Raw genomic sequence first — 18,009 nt, 5'->3', positions numbered from 1 at the left:
CACATTCGTCAGGCCGCAGCACATCCCCCAGTAGGAGGTACGTCGCCGAATAGTTCAGGGGCGCTGGAATACTCGGTCCGGATACAAACGGATGCCCAGCTACGGCCGGGTCGCTCCGACGCCGCCCAGCGCGGTCATGTCCCGAAACCACTTGGCCAAAGCGAGCGCCAGATACAGTGCGTTAGCGACAAAGAGCACGGCGTACACCCCGAAGAACAGCGGGGGAGCGCCGAGCAGCACAAACGCGAGGCAGAGCACACCGTAATCGGTCGGCACCCCCAGGAGCGAGCGCAGCACCGTGCGGCGAGCGGTCGATGGCGGGGCCAGGGGAGCATGCTTGGCCTTGAGCAGGTCGTTCAGGATCATCGCGAAGAACGATACGGCCGCCACCGCGGTGAACCCGATCGGAACCAGCAGCAAGGCCGGATCAGTGAGGGCAAAATGCGTGAACGCGGTGATCAGCACGGCCAGGTGGAGCGTGGAGATCTTGATGGCGTCGATGACATGGTCAAGCCATTCGCCGGAGGCTGAGCCACCACCACGCAATCGTGCGACCTGGCCATCGGCCGAGTCGAAGGCGTAGCCGACGGACAGCAGCAGCCACACGGTGATGCCGAGCAGCCAGCTCGGCTCGCCGATCGCGAGCAGCCCGATGGCGCAGAACGTGAAGCCGGCGCTGATCGCCGTCACATTATTGGGGCTGAGCCCCATCCGATAGGCGCCGGCCGCGATGTAACGGCCGACTCGTCGGTTCACGTAGACCGAGTAGGCCGGCGCACCGCGGGTGGCGGATTTCTGGGCGGAGGACAACCGGCGCACGGTGTCGAAATAGCCTTCCGTTGGCTGCGCGGTCGGGGCTGGCGTGCTGGTCATAGTGTGATTCCCCTGGACGGTGCGGTTGACGGTTGCCGGCTCATGGTCTCGGGCAGGCTCCAGGTTGACTCCTCGGCACGGCCGCTGCTCTGATGGTGCGTGCTGTAGCCGGCGGCCACACGGCGGGCAAGGCCCTCGTAGCTCGCCGTGACACTGTCCCAGTTGTATAACTTCGCCGCCCGCTCCTGCAGCGCGGTTCCGACCTCGGCGGTGCGATCGGGGCTGAGCTCGGAGTCTTCGATCAGTGCGCCGAGCGAGTCCGCCCGGCTGAAGTAGACACCGTGGGTGCCGAGCACCTCCCGGTTGAAGACGACATCCCAGGCGATGACCTTGGTGCCGGCGCCCATCGCCCGCAGCAGCGAGGGGTTGGTTCCGCCGACGGAATGGCCGTGTAGGTAGGTGCGCGCGTGCGCGTACAGCTGGTCGAGCTGGCCCTGGTCCCAGACGCTTCCGATCATGCGGATACGCGAATCGGAGGCGGCCAGGTCGGCAATGCGATTGATGTGATCGACCGCGTACGGTGCAGAGCCGACCACCACGAGCGGAAGCAGGGCGCCGCTGGCCCGGTAGCCTTCGACGATCACATCGACATGGTTCTCCGGCTCGAACCGAGCGACGACGAGATGGTAGCCGCCGGGGCGGAGGCCGAGTTCGGCGAGCCGATCGCACGGGGTGTCCGTAAGAATCTTGGTGCCGTAAGAGATCAGCTCGGTGGGCACCTCGAACTCATCCTGGTAGTAGTCGACGATTCCCTGCGCGTCGGCGATCAGGGCATCCGCTTCACGAACCGCTACCTCTTCGGCCCACCGATAATAGCGGCGGCCGGTTGGGCCCCACTTGTCGCGCTTCCACTCGAGTCCGTCCACGTGCACAACGCTGGGAATTCCGCGCAGGCGCAACAGAGGGACGAACGGTGCATTGGCGGCGTTGAAGACGAACGCGACGTCGGGGCGGCGATGGGTGGTCGCGTGCAGCACCGAGAGCCCGGTGTGGCTGAGGGTTTCGAGAATCCTGTGCCGCAGGGCCGGCAGCTCAACCAGCGTCATGCCGAGATATTTTTTCGGTGCCGGCTCCACCGTGTGGCGGCAGTAGACGGTTACGTCGTGGCCGCGGTCGACCATTCGCCGGCCGATCTCCTCGACGGCCGTTTCAAAACCACCGTAGGTGGCGGGTACTCCGCGGGTGCCGATCATTGCGATGTGCAGGCGTCGTTGGCTGGTGGGCGCAGTGAGTTCGGTCCCCGCGGTCATGTCAATACGCCCCTACTGGTTGGATGACGGTCTTGAAGGTGCGCCAGATGATCATCAGATCGCCGGCCAGCGACCAGTTCTCGACGTAGTACAGGTCGAGCCGTACGCTGTCTTCCCAACTCAGGTTGGAACGCCCGTTGACCTGCCACATGCCGGTCAGACCGGGCTTGATATAAAGGCGTCGGTGCACGTGGGTCTCGTAGCCCTGCACTTCCTCCGGAAGCGGCGGACGGGGGCCGACCAGACTCATTTCACCCACAAAGATGTTCCAGAGCTGGGGCAGCTCGTCGAGCGAGTACTTGCGCAGCACTCGGCCGATCTTGGTGATGCGGGGGTCATTGCGAATCTTGAACAGCACCCCGGCGGCCTCGTTCTGGTCGAGGAGGCCAGCCAGGTCGTCTTCGGCCGTCTCCACCATGGAACGGAACTTGATCATGCGGAAGGTCTGGCCATTGCGGCCGCAACGCTCCTGGCGAAACAGCACAGGGCCGGGGCTGTCGATCTTGATCAGCACAGCGATCACGGCCAGGACGGGCAGTAGAAACACGATGGCGAGTCCGGTCGTCACGATGTCCAGGGTGCGTTTGAGGGCATGACGGCCCCCTTCGAACCGGGGGATTTCGACGTGGATCAGCGGGAGGCCGTCAACGGGACGGAAATGGATGCGGGGACCAGCGACATCCGTTAGCCGGCTGGAGAGAACGAGCTCGGCCGACGTGCCCTCGAGGTCCCAGCCGAGGTTGCGGATGTAGGAGCTGCCACCGCTGGGCTGTCCGGCCACGATGACCGTGTCGACGCCCATGGCCGATGCGGCCGCGGCGACATGTTCGAGATCAGACACGATCGGCACCAGGCGGTCGCCAGCGGCTATCTCAGCGCTGTCGCTCTCTTCGAGTGCGGCCCCGACGATGTAGTACGCGGCGCCGGACTTGGTGTCGATCTGGCTGACGACATACTCAACGTCCTCCCGGTTTCCCACCACGATGACCCGGGCAAGATAGTGGCCGAACGTGCGCTGGTGCAGCAGCCATTTGCGCCACAACCACCGTTCGAATACCAGGGCGATGACGCCGAGGGGCAGCGCGAGAATGAAAAAGAGGCGCGCGATGTCAACCTGCAAGATGAGAAAGGCGATGGCGAGCATGCCGAAGGTCACGGCGCTCGCATTCACCACCTGTTTGTACTCGTGCGCTCCCACACCCACCACGCGCGAATCGCGGGTATGGAACAACTCGAGAGCGACGAGCCAGGTCACTACGATCAGCAGGGACACCAGCCAATAATTGGCGCTGAACGATCCGGGAACGGCCGGAATACCGCGCACACCGAACCGAAAGACCAGGGCAACAGCCACGGCCAGCACGATGACGGTGGCATCGGTCAGTCGCAGCTTCGTGCGGTAGCGGCGCGCCCAGATGAGTCCCGACGACGGGGTGTCGAGCGCGATGTCGCGGGTGGCTGACGCAGCCTGGTCGACGAGACGGAGCTTCGGCGCGCGAGGAAGGGAATCGCCTACCGGGAGTGGCGCGGGGGAGTCGGGTTCACTCATACGTGCCTCCCGGTGTGATCGAACGCCAGGGCGCGGCCAGATAGGGGCAATCGGGTGCGCTGGGCACCGGACTGGCGCAGGCTGCGCTGACGGTGGAGTGACGGGTCGGGGTGTGTGTCACGTTGCATTCCCTGCAGTCGGGTTTACAGGAACAGGTGGTCTTAGCGACAAGGTGACGATGCTGGCACTTGTCTCTCGGTGGAGCGCGGCAGTGAAGCTGATTCTTTCTCAGCAACTTACTGGCAGAGACTACCCCGATTCAAGTCGGCCGCGCTGTAACCTCAACTGGGGGCAGATTCCCCGTGCCGGGTGGGGGCCGTCCGTCACGGGCCATGTTTGTGTCGCCACGAACGGCTTGGCGTCTCATTAACGTGCGGTATTGCGGCACACTTGGGCGTTATCGGCGGCCGCGCACCCGCACGGCGCGGGTCGTAGGCTGATCGGAGCCAACGCATTGCCGGGGAGAATTCACATGACCGAAAGATTTACGAGATTTCCTGTCATTGACGGACACAACGATCTTGCCTGGGCCTGCCGCGCGCATCGTGACTATTCCGTCAGCGGACTCGATTCCGAGCAGGATTCCGGGCGCAGCGCGCTTCAAACGGATGTCCCCAAGTTGCGTCGCGGGGGCGTACACGGCCAGTTCTGGTCGGTTTGGGTGCACACCGATCTGGAGGGGACGGATTCGGTCCAGGCAACCCTCGAGCAGATCGACTTCATTCACCGCCTGATTGCGGCGTATCCCGACGACTTCGAATGGGCCGTCACGGCCGACGACGTCGAGCGCGCCCAGCTGAATGGAAGAATCGCGTCGCTGCTGGGCGTTGAAGGCGGCAATCAGATCAACAACTCGCTCGCCGTGCTGCGCGAATACGCCCGCCTGGGTGTGCGGTATATGACGCTGACCTGGAATTCCTCGACCGAGTGGGCTGACGCAGCAGTGGGCGATGTGACCCACGACGGAATAAATGATCGAGGTAGAGCAGTCATCGCGGAGATGAACCGCATCGGCATGATGATCGACCTCTCGCACGTCTCGGCCGCGACCATGCAGGACGCGCTCGACGCGACCGAGCTGCCGCTCATCTTCAGCCACTCGTCGTGCTTTGCCCTCAACCCCCACCCGCGGAACGTGCCGGATCAGATTCTCACCCAGCTCAAGGCCAACAATGGTGTGCAGATGATCACCTTCGTGCCCGCGTTCATCTCGGCCGACTACCGACGCTGGGAAGACGAGGGCTCGGCGGGGGACAAGCCGCTCGTGACGGTCGCGCACGTTGCCGACCATGTTGAGCATGCCCGGCGGGTGGCCGGCGTCGACCACATCGGCCTCGGCGGCGACTTCGACGGCTGCCCCGACATGCCGGTTGGTCTGGCCGACGTCTCGGAGTACCCGAACCTATTCGCCGAGTTGTCGCGTCGCGGTTGGAGCGACGCTGACCTGGCCAAACTCGGCTACCAGAACGTGCTGCGCGTGCTGCGCGCGAACGACCCCGCCTATCGCGCGTTTATCGCGTAGCGGCTGCTGCCGGTGAACGGATGCTGCGGCATCCGCTTGTTTCGCGCGGCTGTGCACAGGCGTTGCCCAGTGGGTCTGTCTATGGTCGAGGGAGGTCGCAAAACGCGGCCCCGGACGACGGATCAGTACCCGGCACAAGACAAGACTGGCCGAGGAGTAGCAGTCATGTCGTGGATCGTACTCATTGCGTCCGGAGTGCTGGAAGCTGTCTGGGCGACGGCGCTCGGCAAGTCCGAGGGCTTCAGCAAGTTGTGGCCGACGATTATCTTCGGCGGTGCGCTCGCACTCAGCATGGGCGGTCTGGCCTGGGCGATGCGGGAGATTCCGATCGGAACGGCCTACGCCGTCTGGGTCGGCATCGGAGCGGCCCTCACCGTGGTCTGGGCCATGATCAGCGGCGATGCGAGCGTGTCGTGGCTGAAGATCGCGCTGCTGCTCGGCCTGATCGGCTGCATCGTCGGTCTCAAACTCGTCGACACCCCGCCCAACGCTGCAGCTCTCGGGGACGGTTCTTACAACGAGTCGACGAGCACGCGCTAGCCGAGGAGTTCGTCAACGTAACACCAGCGCCATGATTCCCGCGGCTCGGCGCTGCACATGATGGCGTGGCCGGACTGTTGGAAATGCTTGGTCGCATGCTGACCCGCGGATGAATCGCAGCACCCCACGTTTCCGCAGGCCAGGCACATTCGAAGGTGTACCGGGGTGGTGCCTTCACGTACACAGTCCTGACACTCCGGGTCCTGCGGCACTGACTGCTCGCCCATGGTCCGTAGGTGCTCGCAGCCGCCCGCCCCCAGGCGCGCTTCGCCGTTGTCGCGCCGATTGGCGGGTCGGGCCGGGGTACGCGCGTCGATATCCGCACCCTCGGTGGAGGAATCCAACATGGATTCCTCCACGTCGAGCATCTCCAGCACTTCACTGATCACCTCGTGGGCGTAATCGCCGGTGCGGCGCAGTTTGAGAACCCTGGCGCGCTCCGCATCGAGCATGGCCAGCCTCAGCTGCACGTAGCGCTTGCTGGGAGTGCGGTCTGCGAGCTCCGAACGCCCGAGGCGCTCCCATGCTGCCCTGTTGCGTTCCTGATTGCGGCGTTCGAGCATGGCCAGCACCTCCGGAGAATCGCCGGGCCGGGTGTGCTGGCGCAGGTTTTCGATTCCCGCGGCCGTGGCCTGGTCCATCAGCGCGGCCTGGCTGAGCGCATCCGCATGGGTATCTGGGCCGTGCACGCCCAGGGCCCGTACCAGCCACGGCAAGGTGAGGCCTTGCACAACCAGCGTTCCCGCCACGACTCCCAGGGCTGCCAGAACGAGGACGGGGCGGTGTGCGACGTCTTCTGGCAGGGCGAACACGGCAGCCAGGGTGACCACACCGCGCATACCCGCCCAAGACACGATGGTGGGCAACTGCCAGGGTGGTGCGGGGTCAGCCGCGCGAATTTTGGGTATCAGCCGAGGCAAATAAATTGCCGGGAACACCCACACCGGGCGCAACAGGAGAACCGCGATGAATACGACAGCACAGGTGCCCCAGATGCGCGCGGCGCCAAGCGAATCGCCGGAGGTCGCCTCAATGATTGAGCGCACCTGTAACCCGATCAGCAGAAAGACGGAGTTCTCGAGCAAAAACTGGACGGTGGCCCAGTTGCTGCGCTGGCTCAATCGGGAGGCGCCGCCGGGCATCGCTGGCGACTTGGTGCCGATCATGAGGCCGGCCACGACGACAGCCAACACGCCCGATGCATGGATCGCCTCCGCCGGGATATACGCCACGAACGGGGCAGCGAGAGACATGGACGTGTTTATGGCGACGTTACGCACCCGTTTTCGGATCTGCAACAGGAGCAACGCCGCGATCAGTCCGATCACGACACCTCCGCCGGCGGCCAAAGCGATGTCAGACGCCACCTGCCAGACGGTGACGCTGCCGCCAATAGCAACGATCGCCGTGCGCAGGAGCACCAGTGCGGTCGCATCGTTGACGAGCGACTCGCCCTCCAAAAGACTCACCACCCGGCGCGGAAGCCCAACGCGACGGGCAATCGTGGTCGCCGCTACCGCGTCCGGCGGAGCCACCACCGCGCCCAGGGCGAACGCCGCAGCCAGTGGAATCTCCGGGATCAGCCACCAGACGATGAGGCCGATGGCTACGGTTCCGAAAACGACGTAGCCGACCGACAGTAGTGCGATAGAACGCAGGTTTGTGCGGAACTCGACCAGAGAGGTACGAATGGCGGCCGCGTAGAGCAATGGAGGAAGGATGCCCACCAATACCAGTTCCGGATCCAGCTTGATCGCTGGAATGAACGGCAGGTACGAGCCGATCACTCCAACGACCACCAGCAGCAGTGGAACGGACAGGTTCAGGCGCTTCGCGAGAGCACTGGCCGCGCAAACGACGGCGACGAGAGTGAGAAGACCGAGTGCGACATTCATTTTTTTACCGCCAAGAGTTGCAGGGGACTGACTACGGCAAGATATGTCCGGTGGCAGTGAAGAGTCGGTACCATTCTCCCCTGATGAGGGTGATACGAGACCCCGCGGCCGAAACGCCGGCGGTGATTAGCGGCGCATGCGTAATGCTCAATTGCACCTGATTGACGATGAGCGGTTGCGCCACCGAATGCTTCAGCAACTCGACCTGCCCGGGCGTGTGATTGGAGACGCCGAAATTAAGTACTTTCCCCGCATCAGCCCGAGAACGATGTCGGAGACCGGGAAGTGTGTATTCGGTGACGTCATCGTCCTCATGTGCCCATTTTGGACGCAGACGGACACAAACCGACGTTCAGCGGCCACATTCGTACCCTATTTAAGTTGACGGGCGAGGTCGCTCAAAGCGGTGATCGTGTGCTCCGGTGCCGCAAAGTAGCTCGGGTAGGCCTCGCCCGTGCGGTTCAACCACGCGGTGCCCAGGCCTGCCCTGACCGCCCCGTGGATGTCCCAGGGGTGCACTGCCACCAGCACTAGGTCGCCCGCTGTAACCCCGCACGCAGCCGCGGCATAGTCGTAGGCGGCCTGAACCGGCTTCCACGCCGGGGCGTCTTCTACCGTGAGTACGGCCTCGAAGTCGCTCCGCAGCCCGGCCCGGGTCAGCAGGGACTCGGCTACCTGATCCGATCCGTTGGACAATGTCACGAGGCGCATGCCCGCGCTTTTCAGGGCCCGGATTCCGTCAGCGATGTCCGGGTGCAGGCTCAACGATTGGAAGCCGTTCATGATGTGGGTCACGGCATCGTCGAGACTGCGGGTGAGCGCCACGTCGCGGAGCAGCCCGCGCAGAATCTCCGAACCGATCGTCGCGAATTTTGCAGTTCCCCCCGCGGCGGCGAGGGCGAAGCCATCCCGCAGCAGCGCGGCGAACCAGATTCGGGCCAGTTCGGCCGGGGCGCCGATCTCCACGAATCGGGCGCTCAGCGGGGACATGTCGGAGAGAGTCTCGTTGACATCGAATACGATCACTGATGGTGTGCTGGTCATGACTCGCTCCGTGGGTTGGTGGGTGTGTCGGTCGGCACCAGGCGCGCGATGAAGCGCTGCACGTCGTCGATGTGCGCGGCGGTGAGTCCGATGTTCATGTCGGGCTGCACCAGAAGCGTGGGTCGCGCCTCGGCGGCCGCCCAGCTGACGGCATCCTGGCGCAGGATGTCATCGATCCAGATCACCGCGTCGGGCTGCGGCTCCTGCCGGGCCAGCCAGCGGGCGACCCAGTGCAGCTTCGCCGTCGGTGCGGGAGCTGACGGATCGGCGTGCAGGTTGCGCGGAAAGGCGATGCCCTCGGTGTCTGCTGCCAGGCCGAGGTCCCGGGTCAGGTGAAACGTGTGCGTGGGTGACCAAGTGGTCGCCCAGACGATGGATCCGAGCTCGGCGAGCCGCCGCACGAGATCCTGGCGCGGCGCATCGAGCAGTAGCCGCTGGCCGTCGACCCGCGGGTTCAGTACCCCATCGACGTCGAGCAGGATAAGAACGGTGCGCATGGTCATCATTCGAGCCTAGGTGTTCCATTCGGATGATGTCGGTGCTGCCAGCTTCGGCACCTGATGCGCGCTGCCTCGTGAATGGATGGTTCGTCCCGCTCGATTCCGCGTACGGGCGCTTCCTGAAACGGTGACCGGCAGCGATTGGTCTCGGGACATTAGTCCGCGGGATTTGCTCGCAGCCAGGCACGGACTTGTTCTGCATGAGCGTCCGCCGGGAAGACGGGATAAAACACGTGCCTGATGGTCTGCCCGTCGACGACGAGGGTCATCCGCTTGAGAAGTGTCAAGCCTGCGACCGTGAAGGTTGGGAGTTTGAGTGCCTCGGCCAATCGCCCATTCTCGTCGGAGAGGAGCGGGTAGGGCAGGTGCAACCGCTCGACGGCCTCGCGTTGGTAAGCGGTGCTCTGCGCGGAGAGCCCGGTCACGCTTCGCGCACCGCCCGATGTCGGTGCAAGGGCGATGTCAGGCAGGTGCAATCCGATCAGGTGATCGGCGGAACCGTCTTCGGTGGGCGTCGGGAGGGCATCCGTCACATGGTTCACTTTTCGTGATGTGCTCACCGTCAAGGAGTCAGCCCGAGGAATTTCCCGAGTGGGGCGCCGTCGACCGTGAGCTCAGGCCTGGGCTGGTACAGCGTTTCTGCAGCCAGAAGCAGTTTCTGGCTCAGGGCCATCTCGCCGTCGCGAACCGGCGCCAAGGCCACCGGGCCGCAGGAACCCGACGACAACGATGCAAGTGAACTGCAGCTCGCACCCGCCTTGTCGAGGACGCACTGTCGCGGGCGCGCTGCCCGAGACTCGGACCGGGCATAAAAAAGGCCACTCCCCGAGTCCCTCACGAGTGAGTTTCCTAGGGAGTGGCGGTGGTGGCCCCGACCGGCGTCGATCCGGTGACCTTTCGATTTTCAGTCGAACGCTCTACCAACTGAGCTACAGGGCCCCAAAGATACGTCAAAACGCGTCTTCTAGGAAATATAGCCCTTCCTTTCGAAAGGGCTATATTTCCTTTGCGACCCTGACCGGACTTGAACCGGCGACCTCCGCCGTGACAGGGCGGCGCGCTAACCAACTGCGCTACAGGGCCTCGAGGTGAAAATTGTGAATCTGTGTGCGAGGCACTTGGTAAGACTATTCTATTTCTTTACTACTTTTTCACTTACTCTGTGTGCACGTGCAGTTTGCGTAGCCCCAACGGGATTCGAACCCGTGTTAACGCCGTGAAAGGGCGCCGTCCTAGGCCGCTAAACGATGGGGCCGTGAGCCATAAAGTTCATGGCTGCCGAAGAGTAAGCATACGGTCTTGTGGGGCGAAGGCCAAATCGACGCGCGCAGCATTCGCTTGAAAGCTGCCCATTTTGTGACGCCAATTCGCACCGCGCCCACAAATGTGCGGGCCACAGCCCTTTTCGCGAGTTAGATTCGGCGTTGAAACTGGGCCAAATCTGCTCAATTTGTTACTCTGAAGAGTCTCCTGCGGCGCAAGCTGCAGCTGGAAAGCCCGTTGGGAAACAATGATTCGTTCTACAGCCGTGATCCGCCGCTCCGGAAACGCTCCGGCCAGCCGTTTTCGAGCGGGCAGTCGGTGGCCGCGGCACGGCCTGGCGCTGACCAGCGTCGTCGCAGCCATGACCCTTCTGGTCACGCTGGTTGCCCCGGCCGCCCCGGCGCGGGCGGTCGATTACCCCTCGTGGCAGGATCTGCAGAACGCCAAGGCGAACACCAGTGCCGCCGCCGCGCAGGTGACCGCGATCGAGAATCTCATCGCCGGCCTGCAGGTGCAGGTGCAGGAGACCCAGGCCGCCGCCGAGAAGAGCGCCATCGAACTCGAAGACGCGCAGCGAGAATTTGACGATGCCACCCGTCGGGCCGAGGACATCCAGAAGCAGGCAGACGACAGCAAGGCCACAGCGGATGCCGCCACCAAGCAGGCCGGCCAGCTCGCCGCCCAGCTCTACCGCACCGGCGGCACGGACCTGAGTGTCAACCTGTTTCTGGAAGGCGGAGGGGACGGCGCCGACGCCGACCTGCTGCTGGCAAAACTCGGCAGCATGAGCAAGCTGGTTGAGCGCAGTTCGGATGTGTACGCCGCGGCTCAGTCCGCCATGAACAACGCCCAGTCACTCGGCGACCAGGCCAAGGTCGCCCAGGCGGAACGCGAAGTGTTGCGCGTCGCCGCCGAGGCTGCCCTCGTTGCGGCCCAGGCAGCGGCCGAGGCGGCGGCCAATGCCCTCGCCGAATCCGAAGCCAAGGGCATCGAGCTGGAGCAGCAGTTGCAGTTCATGCGCGACGCCCAGGCCACGACGACGGCCGGCTACGAGGCCGGTGTGGCCGAGCGCGCCCGCCTCGAAGCGATCCGGGTGGCGGCCGAGGCCGAACGTGCGCGGGTGGCCGCGGCTGCAGCGCGCGCCAGCGGCGGCTCCGGCGGAACGGTGAGCATGTCCGGCTGGGGCGTTCCGGCCAGCGGACGCATCACCGGCGGCTACGGCCCCCGCTCGACCATTTGCGGCGACGGTGGACAGTGCAGCGGAAGCTTTCACTACGCGACCGACCTCGGCACCGGCTGCGGCGCGCCCATCTACGCCGCCCACGCCGGCGTCGTCACCTGGGCCGGGCGCCTCGGCACCTACGGTAACTTCGTGAAGATCAGCCACGGCGACAACGTCTCGACCGGCTACGCCCACATTCGCGACGGCGGGTACAACGTGGGTGTGGGCCAGTCGGTATCGGCGGGGCAGCTCATCGCCAGCTCCGGACAGACCGGGGCCGCCAACGGCTGCCACCTCCACTTCGAAGTTTGGATTGGTGGAAACCGCATCAATCCCGTTCCATTCATGGCCGACCGGGGAGCAGCACTTGGCTAACAGCAGCACACCTGCACGGGATACCGCAGCGTTACCGAGCACCACTGCACGTGCACGAGTTCAGGCACGATCGAAGCGCCTGTTCTCGGCCGTCGCGATCGGCGCGGTCTCGGCCGTGACGGCATCCGTTGCCGCGGCCGGCGGGGCGGCGTTTGCCGCGCCGGACTACCCGAGCTGGAACGACGTCGAAAAGGCCAAGCAGAACGAGTCGACCAAGCAGACTGAAATTGCCACGCTGGGTGAGCTGCTGGACGGTTTGGCCGCCCAGTCGGCGACCGCCGTGACGACCGCACAGATGGCGGCCGAGGAATATCGCATCACCCAGGACTCCCTGGCTGCCGCCACCGAGCGGGAAGCCAGCCTGAACGCGCAGGCGAAAAAGGCAGAGGCTGCCGCTGCGACGTCGAAGATGCGGGCCGGCCTGATCGCGGCCCACCTCGCCAAATCCGGCGGCAACGGTCTCTCACTCAACCTGTTCCTGAGCGGCAATAGCGCCGATGACCTGCTCAGCCAGCTCGGTACAGCCAGCAAGCTCAGCGAGCAGTCCGAGCAGATTTACACCGAAGCGCGCCAGGACCAGAACGAGGCCGAGTCGCTCGGCGACCAGGCGGCGTCGGCCACCGACGAACGCGAACGCCTCACCGCAGAGTCCAAGACCACTTTTGAGGCGGCGGCTGCGAGCTCAGCGGCGGCCGAGGCAGCCTACGACACTCAGCAACGCCGGTCGAGCGAGCTGTTCGAGCAGCTCGCCCTGCTCAAGGACACCACGGCCGAGGCTGAGCGCAGCTTTCACGTCGGCGAAGAAGCGGCCGCTGCAGCGAAAGCGTTCGCGCAGGCTCAGGCGTCCGCTGCTGCAATAGCGGATGCGGCCGCGGCCGCTGCCGCAGCGGCGCAGGACGCCGCTGCCGCTGAGGGTTCCGGCTCGGATTCTGGGTCCGGTTCCGGCAATGGTTCGGGGTCTGGCGCGGTCGCTCCGGTGGTGCCGAGCGTGCCGAGCGTGCCGAGCGCTCCGGCCGGCGGCGGTACGACCGTTCCGGCGCCGAATGCGAGTGCCGTCGACACCGCTCTCGCCTTCGCCAGCGACCAGCTCGGCGACCGGTACGTTTTCGGCGGTTCCGGCCCCGACGCCTGGGACTGCTCGGGTCTGACCAAGGCGGCCTACGCCGCGGCGGGCATCTACATCGGCACCCACTCGGCCACGGACCAGTACAACACCATGGCGCGGCAGGGCAAGCTCGTCTCCTTCGCGCAGGTGCAGGTGGGCGACCTGTTGTTCTGGGGCAGCCCCGGCAATTACTACCACGTGGCGATTTACGTCGGCGGCGGGCAGATTCTCGAAGCTCCGAACCCTTCGGCGCGCGTGCGGGTGCACAGCATCTGGTCGTCCTGGGCTGTTGCGCCCTACGTCGGGCGCCCCGCAGCGTAGCGCGGAGCTCTCACGCCCCGCATGAGGCCGGACGTGTAGCTAATTCTGGAGATCTTCGCGGGATCGCGCGATGGCCAGCGGACCAGTGCGACGACCGCACCAGCACTTGGCGGATTTTCTGATCTAGCCCCCGCGGGTGGGGGCTACCGGCAGTACGAGGGCCCGCTGCGGGTGGGTGCCCCGAGCCAGACACCAAAAAGGGGGCTCCTGCCGCCCCGGATAACCGGCGACCGGAGCCCCCGTTCTTAGCGCCCGCCTGCTGTTTCGCGCTGAGGGGGCGCAAACCGTTCAACCGAAACCGGTTTTAGGTCGATTTGGGCCCCCTCAGGAAGCTGCTGCGGGCTAGTGGCCCTCTTCGGCCAGCTTCGCGATGCCGTCAACCACGATTTGGTTGGCTTCGGCGGCGTCACCCCAGCCCTCGGTCTTGACCCACTTGTTCGGCTCGAGGTCCTTGTAATGCTCGAAGAAGTGCTCGATCTCCTTGCGGGTGTACTCCGGAATGTCGAGGACATCCTGAATGTGGTCCCAGCGCGGGTCGCCAGCCGGAACGGCGATGACCTTGGCGTCTGAGCCGCCGTCATCGGTCATGTTGAACACGCCGACCGGACGCACGGAGACGCCAACGCCCGGGAACAACGGGTAGTCGAGCAGCACGAGAACGTCGACCGGGTCGCCGTCGAGGCCGAGGGTGTTCTCGAAGTAGCCGTAGTCGGTGGGGTACATAAAGCTCGTGTAGAGCACGCGGTCGAGATAGACCCGGCCGGTCTCGTGGTCCACCTCGTACTTATTGCGGCTCCCGCGGGGGATTTCGATAACTGCGTCGTATTCGGCCATGGCGTTGTTTCTCCCTTGATCTAAGTCTGCGGATAACGTTACTGGATGGAATCCACCCGCCGCCCGCGTCTGACCCCGGCCATCGCCGATATTCGCCGGGCCGTGCGCGCGTTGCTGCCGACCGAGGGGCTCGTGCTTGTTGGCCTCAGCGGCGGCGCCGATTCGCTCGCGCTGGCCGCGGCGACCGCCTTCGAGGCCGGGCGCGCGGGTATCCGTGCCGGCGCGGTCATCGTCGATCACAATCTGCAAACCGGTTCAGCGGATGTCGCAGTCGCCGCCGCCGAGACCGCCCGCCAGCTCGGCCTCGACCCCGTGCTCGTCTGGAGCGTGACGGTCGACGGCGACGGAACCGGCCCGGAGGCGGCCGCCCGCACCGCACGCTATGCGGCGTTCGCTGCGGCGCTCGAGCAGACCGGGGCGAGCGGCGTGCTGCTCGGTCATACCCTCGACGACCAGGCCGAAACCGTGCTGCTCGGGCTGGCCCGGGGCTCCGGGCCGACCAGCCTGCGCGGAATGGCGGCGCAAACCGGGCCGATTTTGCGACCGTTGCTGGGCATCCGTCGCGCCGCTACCCGGCAATTCTGTGCGGATGCCGGCCTCGTGCCGTGGACCGACCCGCAGAATTTCGACCCGCGCTATGCCCGGGTGCGGGCGCGCGAAACCGTGCTGCCGCTGCTGGAAAGCGAGCTCGGTCCCGGCGTCGCCGTGGCGCTCGCCCGTACCGCTCAGGCGCTGCGTGAGGATTCCGACGCGCTCGATGAGCTGGCCGACGCGGTCGCGCGCAGGCACTGGGCTCATGGCACGATCGACGCCGCCGCTCTCGCAGCCCAGCCGGCTGCGGTGCGGCAGCGCGTGATCCGATTGGGAGTGGAGCAGGAGTGTGGGGTGTGGCTCGACCGGCGGCAGACCCTGGCGGTGGCGGCCCTCGTGACCGATTGGCATGGACAGGGGGCACTCAGCCTGCCGGGTATTAGAGTTGTACGGCAGGGCGGATTGTTGATTTTTACCGTGCCAGCATAAATCTGAAGAAATGGACTGCACCTTTCATATGGAACCTCGCGACATTGACGGCGACCTCACCGAGATCCTGATCAGCGAGGAGCAGATCCGCGATCGCCTGGCCGAGATGAGTCGCGAGATCGAAGCCGACTACGCCGGCACCGATCTGCTGCTGGTCGGCGTGCTCAAGGGCGCGGTCATGGTCATGGCTGATCTGGCCCGCGAACTGCGCCACCCGATCACGATGGACTGGATGGCGGTCAGTTCCTACGGCTCCGGCACGCAGTCCAGCGGCGTCGTGCGCATTCTCAAGGACCTCGACACCGACCTGTCCGGCCGCAACGTGCTCATCGTCGAGGACATCATCGACTCCGGCCTGACCCTCTCGTGGCTGCTGGCGAACCTGAAAACGCGCGGTCCGGCATCCATTGAAATCTGCGCCCTGCTGCGCAAACCGGATGCCGCGCGCGTCGACATCGACGTGAAATACGTCGGATTCAACATTCCGAACAAGTTCGTGGTCGGTTATGGCCTCGACTATGACGAGAAGTACCGCAACCTGCGCTCGGTCGGAATTCTCGCCCCGCACGTGTATTCCACCGTTGCGGCCGCCGCGCTCTAACAGCGTTCGGCTCTGCGCCCGAGTTTTCCTTTGGGCGAACACACGGCATTCCCTTGTAAACGCGCGCTAGCCTGAGGTCACCATGAACGTCAAGAAGCTACTCCGCGGCCCCATTTTGTACATTGTGCTCGCCGTCATCGCCGTCTGGGTGGGGTCAAGCCTCATCACCATGTCCGGATTTCGTGAGGTCAGCACACAAGAGGGCCTCGGCTTTTTGAAGTCGGGCAACGTTGCTGAAGCCACCATCGTCGATGGCGAACAACGCGTCGACCTCACGCTGACCAAGGCCAGCGGCGACCTCGGCACCCAAGTTCAGTTCTATTACGTTGCTCCGCGTGGTGAAGAGATCATCACCGCGGTGACCGCAGCAAACCCGAAGGACGGCTTCACCGACGAGGTGCCGCAGCCCAACTGGGTGCTTTCCGTGCTGAGCTTCCTGCTGCCCGTGCTGCTGATCGGTGCCTTCTTCTGGCTCATGATCTCGATGCAGGGCGGTGGCAGCAAGGTCATGAAGTTTGGCAAGTCCAAGGCCAAGCTCGTCTCCAAGGAAAGCCCACAGGTCACCTTCGCCGACGTCGCCGGCGCCGATGAAGCCATCGAAGAGCTCGAAGAGATCAAAGACTTCCTCAAGGAGCCGGCCAAGTTCCAGGCGGTCGGAGCCCGCATCCCCAAGGGCGTTCTGCTGTATGGCCCTCCCGGGACCGGAAAGACGCTGCTGGCCCGGGCTGTGGCCGGCGAGGCCAACGTGCCGTTTTACGCGATCAGCGGCTCGGACTTCGTGGAAATGTTCGTCGGCGTCGGAGCCAGCCGCGTGCGTGACCTGTTCAGCCAGGCCAAGGAAAACGCCCCGGCCATTATCTTCATCGACGAGATCGACGCCGTTGGTCGTCACCGTGGTGCCGGAATGGGCGGCGGCCACGACGAACGCGAGCAGACCCTGAACCAGCTGCTGGTTGAGATGGACGGCTTCGACGTGAAGGCGAACGTCATTCTGATCGCCGCCACCAACCGACCAGACATTCTCGACCCCGCTCTGCTTCGTCCTGGCCGGTTCGACCGGCAGATCGGCGTTGATGCGCCCGACATGCTCGGTCGCAAGCGCATCCTCGAGGTGCACTCCAAGGGCAAGCCGATGGCCGAGGGTGTTGACCTCGAGGTCCTCGCCCGTAAAACCCCCGGCTTCACCGGCGCCGACCTGGCAAATGTGCTCAACGAGGCCGCTCTGCTGACCGCTCGCTCGAACGCCCAGCTCATCGACAACCGGGCCCTGGACGAGGCCGTCGACCGGGTCATGGCCGGACCCCAGCGCCGCACCCGCGTGATGCGCGACAAGGAAAAGCTCATCACGGCGTACCACGAGGGTGGCCACGCCCTCGTCGCGACCGCCATGAACTTCACCGACCCGGTCACCAAGATCACAATTCTGCCGCGCGGCCGGGCCCTCGGCTACACGATGGTCATGCCGCTTGAAGACCGCTACTCGGTCACCCGCAACGAACTGCTCGACCAGCTGGCCTACGCCATGGGTGGCCGTGTCGCCGAGGAGATCATCTTTCACGACCCGACCAGCGGCGCGTCCAACGACATCGAGAAGGCCACCGCGACGGCCCGCAAGATGGTCACCGAGTTCGGCATGAGCGCCGTTGTCGGTCCGCTCAAGCTCGGCCAGGGTTCCGGCGAGGTGTTTCTCGGACGCGACATGGGCCACCAGCGCGACTACTCGGAGCGCGTGGCCGAGAGCGTCGACCGCGAGGTGCGCCAGCTGCTCGAGGACGCCCACGACGAGGCCTACGAGGTTTTGATCAAGAACCGCGTGATCCTGGACGACCTCGCCACGGCACTGCTCGAGCACGAAACGCTGGACCAGACCGCTCTCGCCGAGATCTTCGCCAACGTCGAAAAGCTCCCGTCGCGCCCGCAGTGGCTGTCGAGCGACAAGCGCCCCGTGTCTGACGTGCCGCCGATCGCGATGCCGGCTCCGAAGGCTCCCATCGACGGTGCCGCCGTCGACGGTGGCATCACGAGCGGTGACGCCGCCCCCGCCAAACCGAAACGCGCGCCGGCCCGTACCCCCCGCCCCGCGACCGCTTAGGCG

At 65.0% G+C, this 18,009-nt stretch carries 15 protein-coding genes, 3 tRNA genes, 1 pseudogene and 1 riboswitch; of the genes and pseudogenes, 7 read left to right on the top strand and 12 right to left on the bottom strand.

The features are described from left to right. Positions 1–99 precede the first annotated feature (99 nt). Genes E3O45_RS12470 through E3O45_RS12460 form a run of 3 tightly spaced genes read right to left on the bottom strand, consistent with a single transcriptional unit; the run spans position 100 to position 3,672 of the window. The gene (locus tag E3O45_RS12470) at positions 100–873 is read right to left on the bottom strand and encodes a CDP-alcohol phosphatidyltransferase family protein (protein ID WP_134443681.1); all 774 of its coding nucleotides are present in this window, start codon (positions 871–873) and stop codon (positions 100–102) included. Further along, positions 870–2,123, bottom strand: coding sequence for a DUF1972 domain-containing protein (locus E3O45_RS12465; protein WP_198418259.1), 1,254 nt, complete (start codon positions 2,121–2,123; stop codon positions 870–872). Before E3O45_RS12465 ends, E3O45_RS12470 begins: the two co-directional genes overlap by 4 nt. Before the next feature lies 1 nt (position 2,124). Further along, positions 2,125–3,672: a sugar transferase gene (locus E3O45_RS12460; protein WP_134443680.1), complete on the bottom strand. Its 1,548-nt coding sequence runs from the start codon at positions 3,670–3,672 to the stop codon at positions 2,125–2,127. Between the two features lie 472 nt (positions 3,673–4,144). Here E3O45_RS12460 and E3O45_RS12455 point away from each other — a divergent pair, with 472 nt between their 5' ends. Both E3O45_RS12455 and E3O45_RS12450 read left to right on the top strand, forming a co-directional pair. Further along, a complete protein-coding gene (locus tag E3O45_RS12455) occupies positions 4,145–5,194 on the top strand; it encodes a dipeptidase (RefSeq protein ID WP_134443679.1) in 1,050 nt (349 codons plus the stop codon). 89 nt (positions 5,195–5,283) lie between these two features. Beyond that, positions 5,284–5,348: riboswitch (guanidine-III (ykkC-III) riboswitch) on the top strand. Positions 5,349–5,359: 11 nt separating this feature from the next. Continuing rightward, entirely contained in the window at positions 5,360–5,734 is a 375-nt protein-coding gene (locus E3O45_RS12450; RefSeq protein WP_134443678.1) for a multidrug efflux SMR transporter, read from the top strand. On the opposite strand, the gene E3O45_RS12445 is transcribed toward E3O45_RS12450, so the two are convergent. The 8 genes and pseudogenes from E3O45_RS12445 to E3O45_RS12410 form a co-directional block, all read right to left on the bottom strand. Beyond that, positions 5,731–7,629, bottom strand: coding sequence for a Na+/H+ antiporter (locus E3O45_RS12445; protein WP_134443677.1), 1,899 nt, complete (start codon positions 7,627–7,629; stop codon positions 5,731–5,733). The two genes, E3O45_RS12450 and E3O45_RS12445, sit on opposite strands and share 4 nt — an antisense overlap. Before the next feature lie 106 nt (positions 7,630–7,735). Then, positions 7,736–7,885, bottom strand: a pseudogene (locus E3O45_RS18085) (aldo/keto reductase family oxidoreductase); the annotation flags it as partial. 116 nt (positions 7,886–8,001) lie between these two features. Then, positions 8,002–8,673 (bottom strand): haloacid dehalogenase type II, encoded by a 672-nt coding sequence (locus E3O45_RS12435; RefSeq protein WP_134443676.1) that lies wholly within the window; start codon positions 8,671–8,673, stop codon positions 8,002–8,004. Further along, entirely contained in the window at positions 8,670–9,170 is a 501-nt protein-coding gene (locus E3O45_RS12430; protein WP_134443675.1) for an HAD domain-containing protein, read from the bottom strand. The genes E3O45_RS12435 and E3O45_RS12430 overlap by 4 nt, the downstream gene beginning before the upstream one ends. Before the next feature lie 158 nt (positions 9,171–9,328). Then, complete coding sequence (locus E3O45_RS12425; protein ID WP_198418258.1) at positions 9,329–9,706, bottom strand: redoxin family protein; 378 nt, start codon at positions 9,704–9,706, stop codon at positions 9,329–9,331. A 330-nt stretch (positions 9,707–10,036) separates the two neighbouring features. After that, a tRNA-Phe gene (locus E3O45_RS12420) sits at positions 10,037–10,112 on the bottom strand. A 70-nt stretch (positions 10,113–10,182) separates the two neighbouring features. Beyond that, positions 10,183–10,256: transfer RNA gene (locus E3O45_RS12415), tRNA-Asp, on the bottom strand. A gap of 99 nt (positions 10,257–10,355) precedes the next feature. Next, a tRNA-Glu gene (locus E3O45_RS12410) sits at positions 10,356–10,428 on the bottom strand. A 255-nt stretch (positions 10,429–10,683) separates the two neighbouring features. Here E3O45_RS12410 and E3O45_RS12405 point away from each other — a divergent pair. Together E3O45_RS12405 and E3O45_RS12400 are read left to right on the top strand one after the other, a co-directional pair. Next, positions 10,684–12,033 (top strand): M23 family metallopeptidase, encoded by a 1,350-nt coding sequence (locus E3O45_RS12405; protein ID WP_134443674.1) that lies wholly within the window; start codon positions 10,684–10,686, stop codon positions 12,031–12,033. Further along, complete coding sequence (locus tag E3O45_RS12400; RefSeq protein ID WP_134443673.1) at positions 12,026–13,459, top strand: NlpC/P60 family protein; 1,434 nt, start codon at positions 12,026–12,028, stop codon at positions 13,457–13,459. Before E3O45_RS12405 ends, E3O45_RS12400 begins: the two co-directional genes overlap by 8 nt. A gap of 342 nt (positions 13,460–13,801) precedes the next feature. Here E3O45_RS12400 and ppa read toward each other — a convergent pair whose 3' ends face one another. Further along, positions 13,802–14,293 (bottom strand): inorganic diphosphatase, encoded by a 492-nt coding sequence (ppa, locus tag E3O45_RS12395; protein WP_092106945.1) that lies wholly within the window; start codon positions 14,291–14,293, stop codon positions 13,802–13,804. 45 nt (positions 14,294–14,338) lie between these two features. On the opposite strand from ppa, the gene tilS reads away from it, so the two are divergent. The 3 genes from tilS to ftsH all read left to right on the top strand — a co-directional run bounded on the left by tilS (position 14,339) and on the right by ftsH (position 18,006). After that, the gene (gene tilS, locus E3O45_RS12390) at positions 14,339–15,313 is read left to right on the top strand and encodes a tRNA lysidine(34) synthetase TilS (RefSeq protein WP_134443672.1); all 975 of its coding nucleotides are present in this window, start codon (positions 14,339–14,341) and stop codon (positions 15,311–15,313) included. A 28-nt stretch (positions 15,314–15,341) separates the two neighbouring features. Next, a complete protein-coding gene (hpt, locus tag E3O45_RS12385; RefSeq protein ID WP_092451772.1) occupies positions 15,342–15,914 on the top strand; it encodes a hypoxanthine phosphoribosyltransferase in 573 nt (190 codons plus the stop codon). A gap of 82 nt (positions 15,915–15,996) precedes the next feature. Continuing rightward, positions 15,997–18,006, top strand: coding sequence for an ATP-dependent zinc metalloprotease FtsH (ftsH, locus tag E3O45_RS12380; protein ID WP_134443671.1), 2,010 nt, complete (start codon positions 15,997–15,999; stop codon positions 18,004–18,006). The last annotated feature ends 3 nt before the right edge of the window (positions 18,007–18,009 follow it).

The organism is Cryobacterium sp. TMS1-20-1 (assembly GCF_004402355.1).
GTDB classification, from domain to species: domain Bacteria; phylum Actinomycetota; class Actinomycetes; order Actinomycetales; family Microbacteriaceae; genus Cryobacterium; species Cryobacterium levicorallinum.
The sequence above is the reverse complement of the archived record's forward strand: the minus strand, read 5'-3'. Positions and strand labels throughout refer to the sequence as shown.

Excerpts from the sequence above, each read along its gene's own strand:
- E3O45_RS12470 (WP_134443681.1), bottom strand. The coding sequence starts at position 873 with ATGACCAGCACGCCAGCCCCGACCGCGCAGCCAACGGAAGGCTATTTC.
- E3O45_RS12465 (WP_198418259.1), bottom strand. The coding sequence starts at position 2,123 with ATGACCGCGGGGACCGAACTCACTGCGCCCACCAGCCAACGACGCCTG.
- E3O45_RS12460 (WP_134443680.1), bottom strand. The coding sequence starts at position 3,672 with ATGAGTGAACCCGACTCCCCCGCGCCACTCCCGGTAGGCGATTCCCTT.
- E3O45_RS12455 (WP_134443679.1), top strand. The coding sequence starts at position 4,145 with ATGACCGAAAGATTTACGAGATTTCCTGTCATTGACGGACACAACGAT.
- E3O45_RS12450 (WP_134443678.1), top strand. The coding sequence starts at position 5,360 with ATGTCGTGGATCGTACTCATTGCGTCCGGAGTGCTGGAAGCTGTCTGG.
- E3O45_RS12445 (WP_134443677.1), bottom strand. The coding sequence starts at position 7,629 with ATGAATGTCGCACTCGGTCTTCTCACTCTCGTCGCCGTCGTTTGCGCG.
- E3O45_RS12435 (WP_134443676.1), bottom strand. The coding sequence starts at position 8,673 with ATGACCAGCACACCATCAGTGATCGTATTCGATGTCAACGAGACTCTC.
- E3O45_RS12430 (WP_134443675.1), bottom strand. The coding sequence starts at position 9,170 with ATGCGCACCGTTCTTATCCTGCTCGACGTCGATGGGGTACTGAACCCG.
- E3O45_RS12405 (WP_134443674.1), top strand. The coding sequence starts at position 10,684 with ATGATTCGTTCTACAGCCGTGATCCGCCGCTCCGGAAACGCTCCGGCC.
- ppa (WP_092106945.1), bottom strand. The coding sequence starts at position 14,293 with ATGGCCGAATACGACGCAGTTATCGAAATCCCCCGCGGGAGCCGCAAT.
- tilS (WP_134443672.1), top strand. The coding sequence starts at position 14,339 with ATGGAATCCACCCGCCGCCCGCGTCTGACCCCGGCCATCGCCGATATT.
- hpt (WP_092451772.1), top strand. The coding sequence starts at position 15,342 with ATGGAACCTCGCGACATTGACGGCGACCTCACCGAGATCCTGATCAGC.
- ftsH (WP_134443671.1), top strand. The coding sequence starts at position 15,997 with ATGAACGTCAAGAAGCTACTCCGCGGCCCCATTTTGTACATTGTGCTC.